Below are 16,403 nucleotides of genomic sequence, written 5' to 3' on the forward strand. Positions count from 1 at the left end.
GCGCCGCCGTGCGTTTGTCAGGCCGGGCTTGGCCAGCAGCGGGGCGGCTGGAGTAAGGTAAGGCGGCCGCCTCCGCCAGTCTCAGGATGTCCCGCATGCCGCGTCTGCTCCGCCTTTGTCTGCTTCTCTGCGGCCTGTGCCTGCCGCACCTGGCCTTGGCGGCGCCGGCGCCCGTGCCGTTGGAGTTGAGCGCCGAGCAGCAGGCCTGGCTGGCGGCACACCGGCAACTGCGGGTCGGCGTGGTGCTGCAGGCGCCCTATGCGCAGCTGGATCGCCGCGTGCAGAAACTCTCCGGCGCCAATATCGAACTGATGGAGGCCCTGGCCGCGGCCCTGCGGGTCGAGTTGGAGTGGCACAGCTATGCCGACCAGACGGCGCTGGAGGCGGCGCGACGGGCCGGGCACATCGACCTCGCCCCTGGCCTCAGCCAGACCCCGGCGGGCCTGCGGCTGTGGCTGTTCTCCGCCCCCTATATGCGCGTGCCGCAGCTGCTGGTGGGCGAGCGCAGCAGCGCCGGCAGCATCGATCTCGAACAGCTCGGTGGCGCCGATCCACTCGCCGTGCGCAGCCCCAGCGCGGTGGCGGACTTCCTGCGCGGCACCTACAGCAACCTGCTGCTGCAGCCGGTGAACTCCGAACGCCAGGCCCTGCAACACCTGCGCGCCGGCCAGGCGAAGTACGCGGTGATCGACGCCGCGCAGCTCGGCCGGCTGGCGCGCGAAGCCGAGTTCGCCGGTCTGGCGGTGGTCGGCGACGTCGGCTTGCCGCAACTCTTGCGGGTGGCCTCGCGGCGTGACTGGCCGCAACTCTCGGGCCTGCTCGACAGTGCCCTGCGTGCCCTGCCGGCCAAGGATCTCGAGCGCCTGCGCGAGCGCTGGCTGGATACGCCGGCCCCGCGCGCCGACGAGTCGCCGGCGTTGTGGCGCAGCCTCAGCCTGCTGCTCGCTGGGTTGCTGCTGCTCGCCGCGCTGCTGCTGGTCTGGCAGCGCCGCCAGCAGCAGGCCCTGGAGCGCCGGCTGCGTGACGCGCGCCAGGCCATCGAACTGCGCGAGGCGGCCGAGGAAGCGCTGCGCCTGACCCAGTTCTCCATCGATCAGAGCACCGTCGGCATCCTCTGGGTCAACTGGGACAGCCATGTGCGCTATGCCAACCGCGCCGCCGAAGCGATGCTCGGCTATGCCGCCGGCGCGGTGGTCGAGCGACCGCTGCGCGATTTCGAACCCAACCTGCACATGGACCGCTGGCTCAACCTGTGGCGCCGCGCACGCGGCAGCGACGGCGAGCCGCTGCACTTCGAGACCGAATGCCGGCGCGCCGACGGCGGCGCGTTGCCGGTGGACGTGGCGCTGAGCTTCCTGCGCTTTCGCCAGGCCGAATACCTGGTGGTTTACCTCACCGATGTCACCGAGCGGCGCCGCGCCTTGGCCGCCCTGCGCGAGAGCGAGGCGCGCCTGCAGGGCATCGCCGCCAACGTGCCGGGCCTGGTGTTCCGTCTGGAGCGGCCCTATGCCGGCGCGGCGGTGGACTTCGCCTTTATCAGCGAGGGCAGCGAGAGCCTGGTCGGCTACAGCGCCGCCAGTCTGCTGGCGCCGGATCGCGGCATCCGCAGCCTGGTCCATCCTGATGACCGCGCCAGCTACCACCGCACTCAGGATCAGGCCCTGCTCAGCGACAGCGACTGGCGCTGGCAGGGGCGCATCCTCACCCGCGACGGCGCGCAGCGCTGGGCCGACATCAAGGCCAGCGCCCGTCATCTCGACGGCGGCCTGGTGGTGTGGGATGGCATCGTCTGGGACATCAGCGAGAACAAGCGCATCGAACTGGAGCTGGCCGATTCGCGGGCGCAGTTGCGCGAACTGTCGGCGCACCTGGAGAGCGTGCGCGAGGAAGAGAAGGCGCGTATCGCCCGCGAGGTGCACGACGAACTCGGCCAGGTGCTCACCGTGCTCAAGCTGGAGACCTCGATGTGCGAGCTGGCCTATGCCGCCCTCGACCCCGGCCTGCAGGAGCGCCTGAACAGCATGAAACGCCTGATCGCCCAGCTGTTCCAGCTGGTGCGCGACGTGGCCACCGCCCTGCGCCCGCCGATCCTGGATGCCGGCATCGGCTCGGCGATCGAGTGGCAGGCGCGACGCTTCGAGGCGCGCACGCAGATTCCCTGTCTGGTCGAGGTGCCGGAGCAGCCGCTGGTACTGGCCGACGCCAAGGCCATCGGCCTGTTCCGTATCCTGCAGGAGGCGCTGACCAATGTGCTGCGCCATGCCCAGGCGCATACTGTCGAACTGCGCCTGGCGGTGGAGGGCGCTGCCTTGCAACTGAGCGTCAGCGACGACGGCCAGGGGTTCGATCCCGCTGCGGTGGGCGCCAGCTCGTTCGGCCTGGTCGGCATGCGCGAGCGGGTGCTGATGCTTGGCGGCAGCCTGGTGATCGCCAGCCGCCCGGGCGAGGGTACCCAGCTGACGATCCGGGTGCCGCTGGGGTAGGGTGGATGTCGTTTTTTGCATCCACCGGCTTGTCGGTGGAAAACGCTGCGCGGTTTTCCACCCTACTGGGATGACGCGGTGGGTCCTGTTGGGGCAGGGTGGTCGGGATTTTGTAGGTTGGTGTTGAGCGCAGCGATACCCAACGCCGGATTGATGGGTATCGCTGCGCTCACCCCATCCTACGGTTGCACACTTAACACCGTAGCCCGGATGCCATCCGGGCTATGAAGGGAGACACAGAGTGATTCGGGTACTGGTTGCCGAAGACCACACCATCGTCCGCGAGGGCATCAAGCAATTGATCGGCCTGGCCAAGGACCTGTGCGTGGCGGGCGAGGCCAGCAATGGCGAGCAGCTGCTCGAGACGCTGCGGCACACGCCCTGCGAGGTGGTGCTGCTGGACATCTCGATGCCCGGGGTCAATGGCCTGGAGGCGATCCCGCGGATTCGTGCGTTGGCCAATCCGCCGGCGATTCTGGTGCTGTCGATGCACGACGAGACGCAGATGGCGGCGCGCGCGCTGAAGGTTGGCGCCGCCGGCTACGCGACCAAGGACAGCGACCCGGCGCTGCTGCTCACGGCGATCCGCAAGGTCGCCGCCGGCGGCCGCTACATCGATCCGGAACTGGCCGACCGCATGGTCTTCGAGGTCGGCCTGACCGACGCGCGGCCGGCCCATGCGCTGCTCTCCGAGCGCGAGTTCTCGGTGTTCGAGCGCCTGGTGCAGGGCGACAGCGTCAACGACATCGCCCAGCAACTGGCGCTCAGCAGCAAGACCATCAGCACCCACAAGGCGCGCCTGATGCAGAAGCTCGGTGCCGGCTCGGTGGCCGATCTGGTGCGCTATGCCATGGAGCACAAACTGCTGTAGGGCGGTGCTTTTGGTAGGAGCGGATTTATCCGCGAACCCGGGATAAAGGCGCTGCCAAGCCTTTCGCGAATGAATTCGCGCCTACAGGTTCGGCATGTGCTGATAGCCCACCGGCCAGGGGATGCTGCACGCCGGATTGCATCCGGGCTACGACATCTCCAACACGTAACTGGGGCATAGCCTTTGGCGTTGCCTGGATCGCCAGCAAGCTGGCTCCTACCGGGGCGGTCCGTGCATCGCTCCCTCGTTGTAGGGCAATCCTTACACGCAGTATTCCGCTCTGCTTATAGCAATCTCTCATACCCCCCGATTTGCGCCGGCTGCAGGCTTCTCTAGGCTTTCTGCACGGCTTATAAAAAATCGCAGGTGTGGGTTATGAGCGAGGCTATGACTACCGCGGCTGGGACCGCTGACGTGCTGGTGAGCTTTCGTGGCGTGCAGAAGAGCTACGACGGCGAAAACCTGATCGTCAAGGATCTCAACCTGGACATTCGCAAGGGCGAGTTCCTCACCCTGCTGGGGCCGTCCGGCTCCGGCAAGACCACCAGCCTGATGATGCTGGCCGGTTTCGAAACCCCCACCGCCGGCGAGATCCTCCTCGGCGGGCGGGCGATCAACAACGTGCCGCCGCACAAGCGCCACATCGGCATGGTGTTCCAGAACTACGCGCTGTTTCCGCACATGACGGTGGCCGAGAACCTGGCCTTCCCGCTGTCGGTGCGCGGCATGAACAAGAGCGACGCCGGCGAGCGGGTCAAGCGTTCGCTGGCCATGGTGCAGCTCGACAAGTTCCGCCACCGCTACCCCGGCCAGCTCTCCGGCGGCCAGCAGCAGCGCGTGGCGCTGGCCCGCGCGCTGGTGTTCGAGCCGCAGCTGGTGCTGATGGACGAGCCGCTCGGCGCGCTGGACAAGCAGCTGCGCGAGCACATGCAGATGGAGATCAAGCACATCCACCAGCGACTCGGCGTCACCGTGGTCTACGTCACCCACGACCAGGGCGAGGCGCTGACCATGTCCGACCGCGTGGCGGTGTTCCACCAGGGCGAGATCCAGCAGATCGCCCCGCCGCGGGAGCTGTACGAGTCGCCGCGCAACACCTTCGTGGCCAACTTCATCGGTGAGAACAACCGCCTCCAGGGCCAGCTGCTCAGCCATGACGGCGAGCGTTGTGTGGTGAGCCTGGCGCGCGGCGAGAAGGTCGCGGCGCTGGCGGTCAACGTCGGCCAGCCGGGCGAGCCGGTGACCCTGTCGATCCGCCCCGAGCGGGTGCGCATCAACGGCAGCAGCGAGAACTGCGCCAACCGCTTCTCCGGGCGCGTCGAGGAGTTCATCTACCTCGGCGACCACGTGCGCATCCGCATGGAGGTGTGCGGCAAGAGCGATTTCTTCGTCAAGCAGCCGATCGCCGAACTCGACCCCGCCCTGGCGGTCGGCGATGTGGTGCCGCTCGGCTGGCAAGTGGAGCACGTCCGCGCCCTCGATCCGCTGCAGGCGGAGTAGGGCGCATTCAGCTGTTTTTCCAATCCCGTATCGAGGAGAAAACAACAATGAACAACTCGCTGAAATTCACCGCCATCGCCGTCGGCATGGCCTGCGCGGCGCAGGTGCTGGCCGCCGACCTGACCGTGATTTCCTTCGGTGGGGCGAACAAGAACGCCCAGGTCAAAGCCTTCTACGAGCCGTGGGAGAAGGCCGGCAACGGCAAGATCATCGCCGGCGAATACAACGGTGAGATGGCCAAGGTCAAAGCCATGGTCGACACCAACAGCGTGTCCTGGAACCTGGTGGAAGTGGAGTCGCCGGAACTCGCCCGCGGTTGCGACGAGGGCATGTTCGAGGAGCTCGACGCCGCGCAGTTCGGCAAGGCCGACGACTTCGTGCCCGGTGCCCTGACCACCTGCGGCGCCGGCTTCTTCGTCTGGTCGACGGTGCTGGCCTACAACGCCGACAAGTTGAAGAGCGCGCCGGCCAGCTGGGCGGACTTCTGGGATACCAGCAAATTCCCAGGCAAGCGCGGCCTGCGCAAGGGTGCCAAGTACACCCTGGAGTTCGCCCTGATGGCCGACGGCGTGGCGCCCAAGGAGGTCTATAGCGTGCTCGCCACCAAGGAAGGCCAGGACCGCGCGTTCAAGAAGCTCGACCAGATCAAGCCGAGCATCCAGTGGTGGGAAGCCGGCGCCCAGCCGCCGCAGTTCCTCGCTTCTGGCGACGTGGTGATGAGCTCGGCCTACAACGGCCGCATCGCCGCGGTGCAGAAGGAGAGCAACCTCAAGGTGGTGTGGAACGGCGGCATCTATGACTTCGACGCCTGGGCCATCCCGAAAGGGGCGAAGAATGCCGACGAGGCGAAGAAATTTATCGCCTTCTCGCTGCAGCCCGCGCAGCAGAAGATCTACGCCGAGAACATCGCCTACGGCCCGGCCAACATCCAGGCCGTGCCGTTGCTCGACAAGGGCCTGCTGGCGAACATGCCGACCACGCCGGCCAATATCGAGAACCAGGTGGCCATGGACGTGGGCTTCTGGGCCGACTACGGCGAGCAGCTGGAGCAGCGCTTCAATTCCTGGGCGGCGAAATAGGCGCCCAGGCGCCTAGGTAGGATGGGTTGAGCTTGCGATACCCATGCTGACGTCGCCGATGGGTAGCGCTGCGCTCCACCCATCCTACTGTCCGCAAGTCCCTCGCCCCGCTGGGGCGAGGGATGCCAATCAGTTTCACCGGAGCCTTCCATGGCCACCACCGTCACCCTCACCGAATTCGCCGGCCTGACCCTCAAGCAGAAGCTGGCCCGCGCCGAGCGCCTCAACCGCTTGAAGGCGCAGGCGCTGATCCTGCCGCTGGTGCTGTTCCTGCTGCTGATCTTCCTGCTGCCGATCGCCGCGCTGCTGTACAAGAGCGTCAGCAACCCCGAGGTGGTCGGCACGCTGCCGCGCACGGTGCAGGCCATCGCCCAGTGGGACGGCAAGGCACTGCCGGACGAAGCCAGCTACAAGGCGCTGAGCCTGGACCTGGCCGATGCACGCAAGCAACAGACCATCGGCGACCTGTCCAAGCGCCTGAACATGGAGCTGGCCGGTTACCGCAGCCTGATGGCCAAGACCGCCCGCGCCCTGCCGTTCAAAACTGAGCCCGCCTCCTACAAGGACGCCATGGAGGCGCTCGACGAGCGCTGGGGCGACCCGGCCTACTGGCAGGCGATCCACCGCAACGCCAGTGCCTTCACCCCCTATTACCTGCTCGCCGCACTCGATCACCGCATCGACGAACTCGGCGAACTGGCCCCGGCCACGCCGGACCAGGCCATCTACCTGGACATCTTCGCCCGCACCTTCTGGATGGGCCTGGTGATCACCGCCATCTGCCTGGTGCTGGCCTATCCACTGGCCTACCTGCTGGCTAACCTGCCGGCGCGGCAGAGCAATCTACTGATGATCCTGGTGCTGCTGCCGTTCTGGACTTCGATCCTGGTACGCGTGGCGGCCTGGATCGTGTTGCTGCAGTCGGGCGGCCTGATCAATGGCGCGCTGCTGAAGCTGGGCTTGATCGACCAGCCGCTGCAGTTGGTGTTCAACCGCACCGGCGTGTACATCGCCATGGTGCACATCATGCTGCCGTTCATGATCCTGCCGATCTACAGCGTGATGAAGGGTATCTCGCCGAGCTACATGCGCGCGGCGATCTCGCTCGGCTGCCACCCGTTCGCCAGCTTCTGGCGCGTGTATTTCCCGCAGACTCTGGCCGGCGTCGGCGCCGGTGGCCTGTTGGTGTTCATCCTGTCGATCGGCTACTACATCACCCCGGCGCTGCTCGGCAGCCCCAGCGACCAGATGGTCAGCTACTTCGTCGCCTTCTACACCAACACCAGCATCAACTGGGGCATGGCCACCGCGCTGGGCGGCCTGCTGCTGCTGGCCACCCTGGTGCTGTACGTGGTCTACGGCTGGCTGGTCGGCGCCAGCCGTCTGCGCTTGAGCTGAGGAGAGAATCGAGATGCTCAGTCCCTACATGTCTCCGGTTGAACGCCTGTGGTACTACGGCCTGCGGCTGATCTGCGGCCTGGTGCTGCTGTTCCTGGTCCTGCCGGTGCTGGTGATCGTGCCGTTGTCGTTCAATGCCGGCACCTTCCTGGTCTATCCGATCCAGGAGTTCTCGCTGCGCTGGTACCAGGACTTCTTCACCTCGGCCGAATGGATGCGCTCGCTGAAGAACAGCCTGATCGTCGCCCCGGCCGCCACCCTGCTGGCCATGGTGTTCGGCACCCTGGCGGCGATCGGCCTGACCCGCGGCGAGTTCCGCGGCAAGGCGCTGGTGATGAGCCTGGTGATCTCGCCGATGGTGGTGCCGGTGGTGATCGTCGGCGTGGCCTGCTACCTGTCCTTCGCCCCGCTGGGGTTCGGCAACAGCTACCTGGGGCTGATCGCGGCACACGCGGTGCTCGGCGTGCCGTTCGTGATCATCACGGTGTCGGCCACCCTGCAGGGTTTCGACTACAACCTGGTGCGCGCCGCCGCCAGCCTCGGCGCCTCGCCGACCACGGCGTTCTTCCGCGTGACCCTGCCGCTGATCGCCCCCGGGGTGATTTCCGGCGCGTTGTTCGCCTTCGCCACCTCGTTCGACGAAGTGGTGGTCACCCTGTTCCTCGCAGGCCCCGAGCAGGCCACCCTGCCACGGCAGATGTTCAGCGGCATCCGCGAGAATCTCAGCCCGACCATCGCCGCCGCCGCGACCCTGTTGATCGGCTTCTCGATAGTCCTGCTGCTGACCCTGGAATGGTTGCGCGGGCGCAGCGAGAAACTGCGCACCGCGCCGAACGAGTAGGGCGTAGGTTGGCGCTGAGCACAGCGAAGCCCAACGAGCGGAGTTGGGGCCGCCGCGATGTTGGGCTAGTGCGTAGGATGGGTTGAGCGAAGCGATACCCATCCTACGCATTGGCTTCCCGCACTGCCGGGAATCCAGTAAACCAGCGCTTCGACCATGGTCGAGCCCCTTCCCTGACGTACGACAACCGCCTCGCACTGCGACTCAGGCTACAATTCGCGCACCTGATTAAGCTCCGAGGCTTTCCATGCAACCCTTCGCCATCGCCCCGTCGATCCTTTCCGCCGATTTCGCCCGCCTCGGCGAGGAAGTCGACAAGGTCCTCGCCGCCGGCGCCGACATCGTCCACTTCGACGTGATGGACAACCACTACGTGCCCAACCTGACCATCGGCCCGATGGTCTGCACGGCGCTGCGCAAGTACGGCATCACGGCGCCGATCGACGTGCACCTGATGGTTGCGCCGGTGGACCGCATGATCGGCGACTTCATCGAGGCCGGTGCCAGCTATATCACCTTCCATCCGGACGCCAGCTTCCATATCGACCGCTCGCTGCAGTTGATCAAGGACGGCGGTTGCAAGGCCGGCCTGGTGTTCAATCCGGCCACTTCGCTGGAAAGCTTGAAGTACGTGATGGACAAGGTCGACATGATCCTGTTGATGAGCGTCAACCCGGGCTTCGGCGGGCAGAAGTTCATCCCCGGCACCCTCGACAAGCTGAAAGAGGCGCGCGCCTTGATCGATGCCAGCGGCCGCGCGATCCGCCTGGAGATCGACGGCGGGGTCAACGTGCAGAACATCGGCGCGATCGCCGCCGCCGGGGCCGACACCTTCGTCGCCGGTTCGGCGATCTTCAATCAGCCGGACTACCGGGCGGTGATCGACGCCATGCGTGACGAATTGGCGCGCGCGGCTAAATGAGTTTCGAACAGCTGTTCCCTGGCCGCCTGCCGCGCCTGGTGATGTTCGACCTGGACGGCACCCTGATCGACTCGGTGCCGGACCTGGCCGCCGCCGTCGACCGCATGCTGCACGCGCTCGGCCGCCCGGCGGCGGGCATCGAGGCGGTGCGCGAGTGGGTCGGCAACGGCGCGCGGGTGCTGGTGCGCCGGGCCCTGGCCGGCGCGCTCGAGCATGCCCATGTCGACGAAGCGGAAACCGAACGGGCGCTGGAACTGTTTATGGAGGCCTACGGCGGTAGCCACGAACTGAGCGTGGTCTACCCCGGCGTGCGCACCACCCTCAAGTGGCTGAAGCAGCAGGGCGTGGAAATGGCCCTGATCACCAACAAGCCGGAGCGCTTCGTCGCCCCGCTGCTGGATGAGAAGAAGATCGGCCGCTACTTCCGCTGGATCATCGGTGGCGACACCCTGCCGCAGCAGAAGCCCGATCCGGCGGCGCTGCTGTTCGTCATGCAGATGGCCGAGGTCAAGGCCGTAGACGCGCTGTTTATCGGCGACTCGCGCAACGACGTGCTCGCCGCCCGCGCCGCTGGCGTGCCCTGCGTGGCGTTGAGCTATGGCTACAACCATGGTCGGCCGATTCATGAAGAGTCGCCGGCCCTGGTGGTCGACGATTTGCGCGAGCTGCTGCCGGAAGGTTGCTTAGCACCCGACGCTGCGCTAATGTCGCCTGATTCCGCTGCAAACCCACCGCCAAGAGACAGCATCGTGGCAGTTGCCCGCAAACCCTGGATGACCCTGATCAAGGCCCTGGCCCGTTGGCGTTGGCGCGCCTGATCGATTCCTGACCGGCATAGCGCCGGTGCGTTTGCCTACCGACCGTTTTACCCTCATGCCACGAGGCTGCTCATGACCCGCGAAGAATTCCTGCGTTTGGCCGCTGCCGGCTACAACCGCATCCCGCTTGCCTTCGAAACCCTGGCCGACTTCGACACGCCGCTGTCGATCTACCTCAAGCTCGCCGACGCGCCCAACTCCTATCTGCTCGAATCCGTGCAGGGCGGCGAGAAATGGGGCCGTTACTCGATCATCGGCCTGCCGTGCCGCACCGTGCTGCGCGTGCACGAACAGCAGATCAGCGTGAGCCACGACGGCGTGGAAACCGAACGCCTGCAAGCCGAGGACCCGCTGGCCTTCGTCGAGCAGTTCAAGGCCCGCTACCAGGTGCCGAGCATTCCCGGCCTGCCGCGCTTCAACGGCGGCCTGGTCGGCTACTTCGGCTACGACAGCGTGCGCTACGTCGAGCAGAAACTGGCCAAGTGCCCGAACCCCGATCCGCTGGGCAATCCGGACATCCTCCTGATGGTCTCCGACGCCATGGTGGTGTTCGACAACCTGGCCGGCAAGATGCACGCCATCGTCCTCGCCGACCCCAGCGTGGCGGACGCCTACGAGCAGGGCCAGGCGCGCCTCGCCGAGATCCTCGACCAGCTGCGCCAGCCGATCACCCCGCGCCGTGGCCTGGATTTCAGCGCGGTCGGCGGCCCCGAGCCGAGCTTCCGTTCCAGCTTCACCCGCGAGGACTACGAGCGCGCGGTCGATACCATCAAGGAATACATTCTCGCCGGCGACTGCATGCAGGTGGTGCCGTCGCAGCGCATGAGCATCGACTTCCACGCCGCACCGATCGATCTGTACCGCGCGCTGCGTTGCTTCAACCCGACGCCCTACATGTACTTCTTCAACTTCGGCGACTTCCATGTGGTCGGCAGCTCGCCGGAAGTGTTGGTGCGCGTCGAGGACAACCTGATCACCGTGCGCCCGATCGCCGGCACCCGTCCGCGCGGGGCCAGCGAGGAGGCCGACCTGGCGCTCGAGGAGGACCTGCTCTCCGACGCCAAGGAAATCGCCGAGCACCTGATGCTCATCGACCTCGGCCGCAACGACGTCGGCCGGGTGTCCAGCACCGGCTCGGTGAAGCTCACCGAGAAGATGGTGATCGAGCGCTATTCCAACGTCATGCACATCGTCTCGAATGTGACGGGGCAGCTGAAGGAAGGCTTGACGGCGATGGACGCGCTGCGCGCCATCCTGCCGGCCGGCACCCTGTCCGGCGCGCCGAAGATCCGCGCGATGGAGATCATCGACGAGCTGGAACCGGTCAAGCGCGGGGTCTACGGCGGCGCGGTCGGCTACCTGGCGTGGAACGGCAACATGGACACCGCGATCGCCATCCGCACCGCGGTGATCAAGAACGGCGAGCTGCACGTGCAGGCCGGCGGCGGCATAGTCGCCGACTCGGTGCCGGCCCTGGAGTGGGAAGAGACCATCAACAAGCGCCGCGCCATGTTCCGCGCGGTGGCTTTGGCCGAACACTCCCACAAGACCAACGCCTGAGGATTCCGTCATGTTGCTGATGATCGACAACTACGACTCTTTTACCTACAACGTGGTGCAGTACCTCGGCGAGCTGGGCGCGGACGTGAAGGTGATCCGCAACGACGAGCTGACGGTCGCCGAGATCGCCGCCCTGCAGCCCGAGCGCATCGTGGTTTCGCCCGGCCCTTGCACGCCGACCGAAGCCGGCGTGTCGCTGCAGGTGATCAGCCACTTCGCCGGCAAGCTGCCGATTCTCGGCGTCTGCCTCGGCCACCAGAGCATCGGCCAGGCCTTCGGCGGCGACGTGGTGCGCGCCCGCCAGGTCATGCACGGCAAGACCAGCCCGGTGTTCCATGAGCAGCAGGGCGTGTTCGCCGGCCTCAACAACCCGCTGACGGTGACCCGCTACCACTCGCTTATCGTCAAGCGCGAAACCCTGCCGGACTGCCTGGAAGTCACCGCCTGGACCCAGCACGCTGACGGCAGCGTCGACGAGATCATGGGCCTGCGCCACAAGACCCTGCAGGTCGAGGGCGTGCAGTTCCACCCGGAGTCGATTCTCTCCGAGCAGGGCCACGAACTCTTCGCTAACTTTCTCAAACAAAGTGGTGGGGTACGCTGACATGAACATCAAGGAAGCTCTCAATCGGGTGGTCAACCAGCTCGACCTGAACACCGCGGAAATGCAGGACGTGATGCGCGAGATCATGACCGGGCAGTGCACCGACGCGCAGATCGGCGCCTTCCTCATGGGCATGCGCATGAAGAGCGAGACCATCGACGAGATCACCGGCGCGGTCTCGGTGATGCGCGAGCTGGCCAGCCGGGTCGAGCTCTCCAGCCTCGATCACGTGGTCGACGTGGTCGGCACCGGCGGCGATGGCGCCAACATCTTCAACGTCTCCACCGCCGCGGCCTTCGTCGTCGCCGCGGCCGGCGGCAAGGTGGCCAAGCACGGCAACCGCGCGGTGTCCGGCAAGAGCGGCAGCGCCGATCTGCTGGAGGCGGCCGGCATCTACCTGGAGCTGACTCCCGAGCAGGTGAAGCGCTGTATTGAATCGGTGGGGGTCGGCTTCATGTTCGCCCAGGTCCATCACAAGGCGATGAAATACGCCGCCGGCCCGCGTCGCGAGCTGGGGCTGCGCACCCTGTTCAACATGCTCGGCCCGCTGACCAACCCGGCCGGGGTCAAGCATCAGGTGGTCGGCGTGTTCAGTCAGGAGCTGTGCCGGCCGCTCGCCGAGGTGCTCAATCGGCTGGGCAGCAAGCATGTGCTGGTGGTGCATTCGCGCGATGGCCTGGACGAGTTCAGCCTGGCCGCCGCCACCCATATCGCCGAGCTCAAGGACGGTGAAGTGCGCGAATACGAGATCCGCCCGGAAGACGTCGGCCTGCACAGCCAGACCCTGATGGGCCTCGAAGTCGACAGCCCGCAGGCCTCGCTGGAACTGATCCGCGACGCCCTCGGCCGGCGCAAGACCGAGGCCGGCAAGAAGGCCGGCGACCTGATCGTGCTGAATGCCGGCGCGGCGCTGTATGCCGCCGACCTGGCCACCAGCCTGCATGAAGGGGTGCACCTCGCCCACGATGCGCTGTACACCGGCCTGGCGCGCGAGAAAATGGAAGAACTGGTGTCCTTTACCGCGGTGTATCGTCAGGAGAATCAAGTGTGAGCGTGCCAACCGTCCTCGAAAACATCCTCGCGCGCAAAGTCGAAGAAGTGCGTGAGCGCAGCGCCGTGGTCAGTCTCGCCGAGCTGGAGCGCGAGGCGCGCAGCGCCGACGCTCCGCGCGGTTTCGCCAACGCCCTGCTGGAGCAGGCCAAGCACAAGCAGCCGGGGGTGATCGCCGAGATCAAGAAGGCCTCGCCGAGCAAGGGCGTGCTGCGCGAGAACTTCGTTCCGGCGGCGATTGCCAAGAGCTACGCAGACGGCGGTGCGAGCTGCCTGTCGGTGCTCACCGACGTCGATTTCTTCCAGGGCGCCGACCGTTATCTGCAAGAGGCCCGCAGTGCCTGCAGCCTGCCGGTGATCCGCAAGGACTTCATGATCGACCCCTACCAGATCGTCGAAGCCCGCGCCCTCGGCGCCGACTGCGTGCTGCTGATCGTCTCGGCCCTGGCCGATGCGCAGATGGCCGAACTGGCGGCGGCGGCTAAGCAGTTCAACCTCGATGTGCTGGTCGAAGTGCACGACGGCGACGAGCTGGAACGGGCGCTGAAGACCCTCGACACGCCGCTGGTGGGGATCAACAACCGCAATCTGCACACCTTCGAGGTCAGCCTGGAAACCACGCTGGATCTGCTGCCACGGATTCCGCGCGATCGTATGGTGGTCACCGAGAGCGGCATCATGAACCGTGCCGACGTCGAGCTGATGGAGATCAGCGAGGTCTACGGCTTCCTGGTCGGCGAGGCGTTCATGCGGGCGGAGAACCCCGGTGCCGAGTTGCAGCGGCTGTTCTTCCCCGAGCGGCGCATCGTTGTCGGCAACGATCCGGACTGAACGATCCGCCCACGAAAAAGCCCGGCACTGCCGGGCTTTTTCGTTTCTGCACTGGGCGTTCAGCGCGTGCCGAACACCACCATGGTCTTGCCCTTGACGTAGACCAGCCCCTGTTCCTCCAGGGACTTGAGTACGCGGCCGACCATCTCCCGCGAGCAGCCGACGATGCGGCCGATTTCCTGGCGGGTGATCTTGATCTGCATGCCGTCCGGGTGGGTCATGGCATCCGGCTGCTTGCACAGGTCGAGCAGGGTGCGGGCGACGCGGCCGGTGACATCGAGGAAGGCCAGGTCGCCGACCTTGCGCGTGGTGTTGCGCAGGCGGTCGGCCATCTGGCTGCCGAGTGCATAGAGGATTTCCGGGTCCTGTTGGGTCAGCTCGCGGAACTTGGCATAGCTCAGCTCGGCGACTTCGCATTCGGTCTTGGCGCGCACCCAGGCGCTGCGTTCTTTCTCGCTGCCTTCCTTGTCGAACAGGCCCATCTCGCCGAAGAAATCGCCGGGGTTGAGGTAGGCGATGATCATCTCGCGGCCGTCGTCGTCCTCGATGAGGATGGTGACCGAGCCTTTGACGATGAAGAACAGGGTTTCGCAGCGATCGCCTGCGTAAATGATGGTGCTTTTGGCGGTGTAGCGACGGCGGTGACAGTGTGCGAGGAGTTTATCGAGGTTCTTGATCTTCGGAGTAAGAGTGATCGCTACCATGCCCGAGCCCCAGAAAAGTAGTTTTAAGTCATTGTCTTAGCGGCAATTTATTTTTTGTTATCTGAGCCAGTGTGCCAGTAAACCGGCGCCAGCTTAACAGGCCCTGCGTGGTGCTGGTCGGTTTTGCGACGCAGCTAACATCTCGCGGCCAAGGCGCTGCGGCTTAGCCCGTTTTTGGCCCTGTGCTAAGCTTGCGCCCCTTTTTAACAGCGGAGGCGCGGCAATGAAAGCACGCATTCAGTGGGCTGGCGAGGCCCTGTTCCTGGGCGAATCCGGCAGCGGCCACGTGGTGGTGATGGACGGCCCGCCGGAGAGCGGCGGGCGCAATCTGGGCGTGCGGCCGATGGAAATGGTCCTGATCGGCCTGGGCGGCTGCACCAACTTCGACGTGGTCAGCATCCTGAAGAAATCCCGCCAGCCGGTGGAAAGCTGTGAAGCCTTCCTCGAAGCCGAGCGCGCCGGCGAGGAGCCGAAGGTGTTCACCAAGATTCACGTGCATTTCGTGGTCAAGGGTCGTGGCCTGAAGGAAGCGCAGGTCAAGCGCGCGGTCGATCTGTCGGCGGAGAAGTACTGCTCGGCCTCGATCATGCTGGCCCGCGGCGGGGTGGAGATCACCCACGACTACGAGATCGTCGAGTTGGGTTGAGCCGCGTGGCTCCGCCATCCAACTATCATAAAGGCGGCGCACACTCTGGCAGCGGGTTGCCGACCTCTGCATAATGGCGCCCCTTTTCAGGGGTGCCAGTCGCGGCTCACGCCGGCTGTAGCCCCGAACAGACAACCAAAATCGCCATCGCGAAGAGGTGTTAACCGTCCTACGCAGGTGCGTCGTTCGCATCTGACGGGCATGCTCGATCACGCGGCAGAGCCGCACCTACAAGAGAATCTCCAACGGTGAAAAGCAAACTCAAGCTCCACGGGTTCAACAACCTGACGAAGACCTTGAGCTTCAACATCTATGACATCTGCTACGCGGAAACGCAGGAAGACCAGCAGGCCTACGTCCAGTACATCAATACCGAGTACGACGCCGAGCGCCTGACGCAGATCCTCACCGATGTTGTCGACATTATCGGCGCCAATATCCTCAACATCGCCCGCCAGGACTACGACCCGCAGGGCGCCAGCGTGACCATCCTGATCTCCGAGCAGCCGGTGACCCCCACCGACAGCCAGATCGAGGAGTCGCCGGGGCCGCTGCCGGAGACCATCCTGGCGCACCTGGATAAGAGCCACATCACCGTGCACACCTACCCGGAAATCCATCCGGTGGAAGGCATCGCCACCTTCCGGGTGGACATCGACGTGTCCACCTGCGGGGTGATCTCGCCGCTGAAGGCGCTGAACTACCTGATCCACCAGTTCGACTCGGACATAGTCACCGTCGACTACCGCGTGCGCGGCTTCACCCGCGACGTGGAAGGCCAGAAGCACTTCATCGACCACGAGATCAACTCGATCCAGAACTACCTGTCCGATGACACTTATGACGCCTACCAGATGACCGACGTCAACGTGTACCAGGAGAACCTGTTCCACACCAAGATGCTGCTCAAGGACTTCGAGCTGGACAACTACCTGTTCGGCGACGCCACCAACAACCTCTCCGCCGAGCAGCGCAAGCTGGTGGAAGAGCGGGTGCGACACGAGATGCTGGAGATTTTCTACGCGCGCAATATGCCGCGCTGACCAAGCTGCTGCGCTTGGAGATACAGCGTTAAAAACAGGCTCGGAAAGCCGCT

At 65.5% G+C, this 16,403-nt stretch carries 15 protein-coding genes; 14 read left to right on the plus strand and 1 reads right to left on the minus strand.

From position 1 onward, the window contains the following. Nucleotides 1-104: 104 nt before the first annotated feature. The 12 genes from D3880_RS02535 (at nucleotide 105) to trpC (ending at nucleotide 13,957) form a co-directional block, all read left to right on the plus strand. Nucleotides 105-2,483 (plus strand): PAS domain-containing sensor histidine kinase, encoded by a 2,379-nt coding sequence (locus tag D3880_RS02535; protein ID WP_238474432.1) that lies wholly within the window; start codon nucleotides 105-107, stop codon nucleotides 2,481-2,483. Nucleotides 2,484-2,724: 241 nt separating this feature from the next. Continuing rightward, nucleotides 2,725-3,354, plus strand: a complete 630-nt coding sequence (locus tag D3880_RS02540; protein ID WP_119891970.1) for a response regulator — start codon at nucleotides 2,725-2,727, stop codon at nucleotides 3,352-3,354. 387 nt (nucleotides 3,355-3,741) lie between these two features. Further along, the gene (locus tag D3880_RS02545; protein ID WP_420800859.1) at nucleotides 3,742-4,854 is read left to right on the plus strand and encodes an ABC transporter ATP-binding protein; all 1,113 of its coding nucleotides are present in this window, start codon (nucleotides 3,742-3,744) and stop codon (nucleotides 4,852-4,854) included. 47 nt (nucleotides 4,855-4,901) lie between these two features. Further along, nucleotides 4,902-5,933: an ABC transporter substrate-binding protein gene (locus D3880_RS02550; protein WP_119891972.1), complete on the plus strand. Its 1,032-nt coding sequence runs from the start codon at nucleotides 4,902-4,904 to the stop codon at nucleotides 5,931-5,933. A gap of 150 nt (nucleotides 5,934-6,083) precedes the next feature. Then, the gene (locus D3880_RS02555) at nucleotides 6,084-7,331 is read left to right on the plus strand and encodes an ABC transporter permease (protein ID WP_119891973.1); all 1,248 of its coding nucleotides are present in this window, start codon (nucleotides 6,084-6,086) and stop codon (nucleotides 7,329-7,331) included. Between the two features lie 13 nt (nucleotides 7,332-7,344). After that, the gene (locus tag D3880_RS02560; RefSeq protein WP_119891974.1) at nucleotides 7,345-8,172 is read left to right on the plus strand and encodes an ABC transporter permease; all 828 of its coding nucleotides are present in this window, start codon (nucleotides 7,345-7,347) and stop codon (nucleotides 8,170-8,172) included. A gap of 247 nt (nucleotides 8,173-8,419) precedes the next feature. Further along, nucleotides 8,420-9,094, plus strand: a complete 675-nt coding sequence (rpe, locus tag D3880_RS02565; RefSeq protein WP_119891975.1) for a ribulose-phosphate 3-epimerase — start codon at nucleotides 8,420-8,422, stop codon at nucleotides 9,092-9,094. Then, entirely contained in the window at nucleotides 9,091-9,912 is an 822-nt protein-coding gene (locus D3880_RS02570) for a phosphoglycolate phosphatase (RefSeq protein ID WP_119891976.1), read from the plus strand. The genes rpe and D3880_RS02570 overlap by 4 nt, the downstream gene beginning before the upstream one ends. Before the next feature lie 72 nt (nucleotides 9,913-9,984). Continuing rightward, nucleotides 9,985-11,472 carry an anthranilate synthase component I gene (trpE, locus tag D3880_RS02575; protein WP_119891977.1) on the plus strand — a complete coding sequence of 496 codons (1,488 nt, stop codon included), beginning with the start codon at nucleotides 9,985-9,987 and terminating at the stop codon, nucleotides 11,470-11,472. A 10-nt stretch (nucleotides 11,473-11,482) separates the two neighbouring features. Continuing rightward, nucleotides 11,483-12,076: an aminodeoxychorismate/anthranilate synthase component II gene (locus D3880_RS02580; RefSeq protein ID WP_119891978.1), complete on the plus strand. Its 594-nt coding sequence runs from the start codon at nucleotides 11,483-11,485 to the stop codon at nucleotides 12,074-12,076. A 1-nt stretch (nucleotide 12,077) separates the two neighbouring features. After that, on the plus strand, nucleotides 12,078-13,127 hold the full coding sequence (gene trpD, locus D3880_RS02585; protein ID WP_119891979.1) for an anthranilate phosphoribosyltransferase: 1,050 nt from the start codon (nucleotides 12,078-12,080) through the stop codon (nucleotides 13,125-13,127). Further along, a complete protein-coding gene (gene trpC, locus D3880_RS02590; RefSeq protein WP_119891980.1) occupies nucleotides 13,124-13,957 on the plus strand; it encodes an indole-3-glycerol phosphate synthase TrpC in 834 nt (277 codons plus the stop codon). Before trpD ends, trpC begins: the two co-directional genes overlap by 4 nt. Before the next feature lie 59 nt (nucleotides 13,958-14,016). Here trpC and crp read toward each other — a convergent pair whose 3' ends face one another. After that, nucleotides 14,017-14,661: a cAMP-activated global transcriptional regulator CRP gene (gene crp / locus D3880_RS02595; RefSeq protein ID WP_119891981.1), complete on the minus strand. Its 645-nt coding sequence runs from the start codon at nucleotides 14,659-14,661 to the stop codon at nucleotides 14,017-14,019. 223 nt (nucleotides 14,662-14,884) lie between these two features. On the opposite strand from crp, the gene D3880_RS02600 reads away from it, so the two are divergent. Then, entirely contained in the window at nucleotides 14,885-15,307 is a 423-nt protein-coding gene (locus D3880_RS02600) for an OsmC family protein (protein ID WP_119891982.1), read from the plus strand. A gap of 248 nt (nucleotides 15,308-15,555) precedes the next feature. Further along, nucleotides 15,556-16,350 carry an adenosylmethionine decarboxylase gene (gene speD, locus D3880_RS02605; RefSeq protein ID WP_119891983.1) on the plus strand — a complete coding sequence of 265 codons (795 nt, stop codon included), beginning with the start codon at nucleotides 15,556-15,558 and terminating at the stop codon, nucleotides 16,348-16,350. The last annotated feature ends 53 nt before the right edge of the window (nucleotides 16,351-16,403 follow it).

Source organism: Pseudomonas cavernae (genome assembly GCF_003595175.1).
GTDB lineage: Bacteria > Pseudomonadota > Gammaproteobacteria > Pseudomonadales > Pseudomonadaceae > Aquipseudomonas > Aquipseudomonas cavernae.

What these genes read in the sequence shown, in the direction of transcription:
- D3880_RS02545 (WP_420800859.1), top strand. Translation starts at nt 3,742, where the DNA reads ATGACTACCGCGGCTGGGACCGCTGACGTGCTGGTGAGCTTTCGTGGC.
- D3880_RS02550 (WP_119891972.1), top strand. Translation starts at nt 4,902, where the DNA reads ATGAACAACTCGCTGAAATTCACCGCCATCGCCGTCGGCATGGCCTGC.
- D3880_RS02555 (WP_119891973.1), top strand. Translation starts at nt 6,084, where the DNA reads ATGGCCACCACCGTCACCCTCACCGAATTCGCCGGCCTGACCCTCAAG.
- D3880_RS02560 (WP_119891974.1), top strand. Translation starts at nt 7,345, where the DNA reads ATGCTCAGTCCCTACATGTCTCCGGTTGAACGCCTGTGGTACTACGGC.
- rpe (WP_119891975.1), top strand. Translation starts at nt 8,420, where the DNA reads ATGCAACCCTTCGCCATCGCCCCGTCGATCCTTTCCGCCGATTTCGCC.
- D3880_RS02570 (WP_119891976.1), top strand. Translation starts at nt 9,091, where the DNA reads ATGAGTTTCGAACAGCTGTTCCCTGGCCGCCTGCCGCGCCTGGTGATG.
- trpE (WP_119891977.1), top strand. Translation starts at nt 9,985, where the DNA reads ATGACCCGCGAAGAATTCCTGCGTTTGGCCGCTGCCGGCTACAACCGC.
- D3880_RS02580 (WP_119891978.1), top strand. Translation starts at nt 11,483, where the DNA reads ATGTTGCTGATGATCGACAACTACGACTCTTTTACCTACAACGTGGTG.
- trpD (WP_119891979.1), top strand. Translation starts at nt 12,078, where the DNA reads ATGAACATCAAGGAAGCTCTCAATCGGGTGGTCAACCAGCTCGACCTG.
- crp (WP_119891981.1), bottom strand. Translation starts at nt 14,661, where the DNA reads ATGGTAGCGATCACTCTTACTCCGAAGATCAAGAACCTCGATAAACTC.
- D3880_RS02600 (WP_119891982.1), top strand. Translation starts at nt 14,885, where the DNA reads ATGAAAGCACGCATTCAGTGGGCTGGCGAGGCCCTGTTCCTGGGCGAA.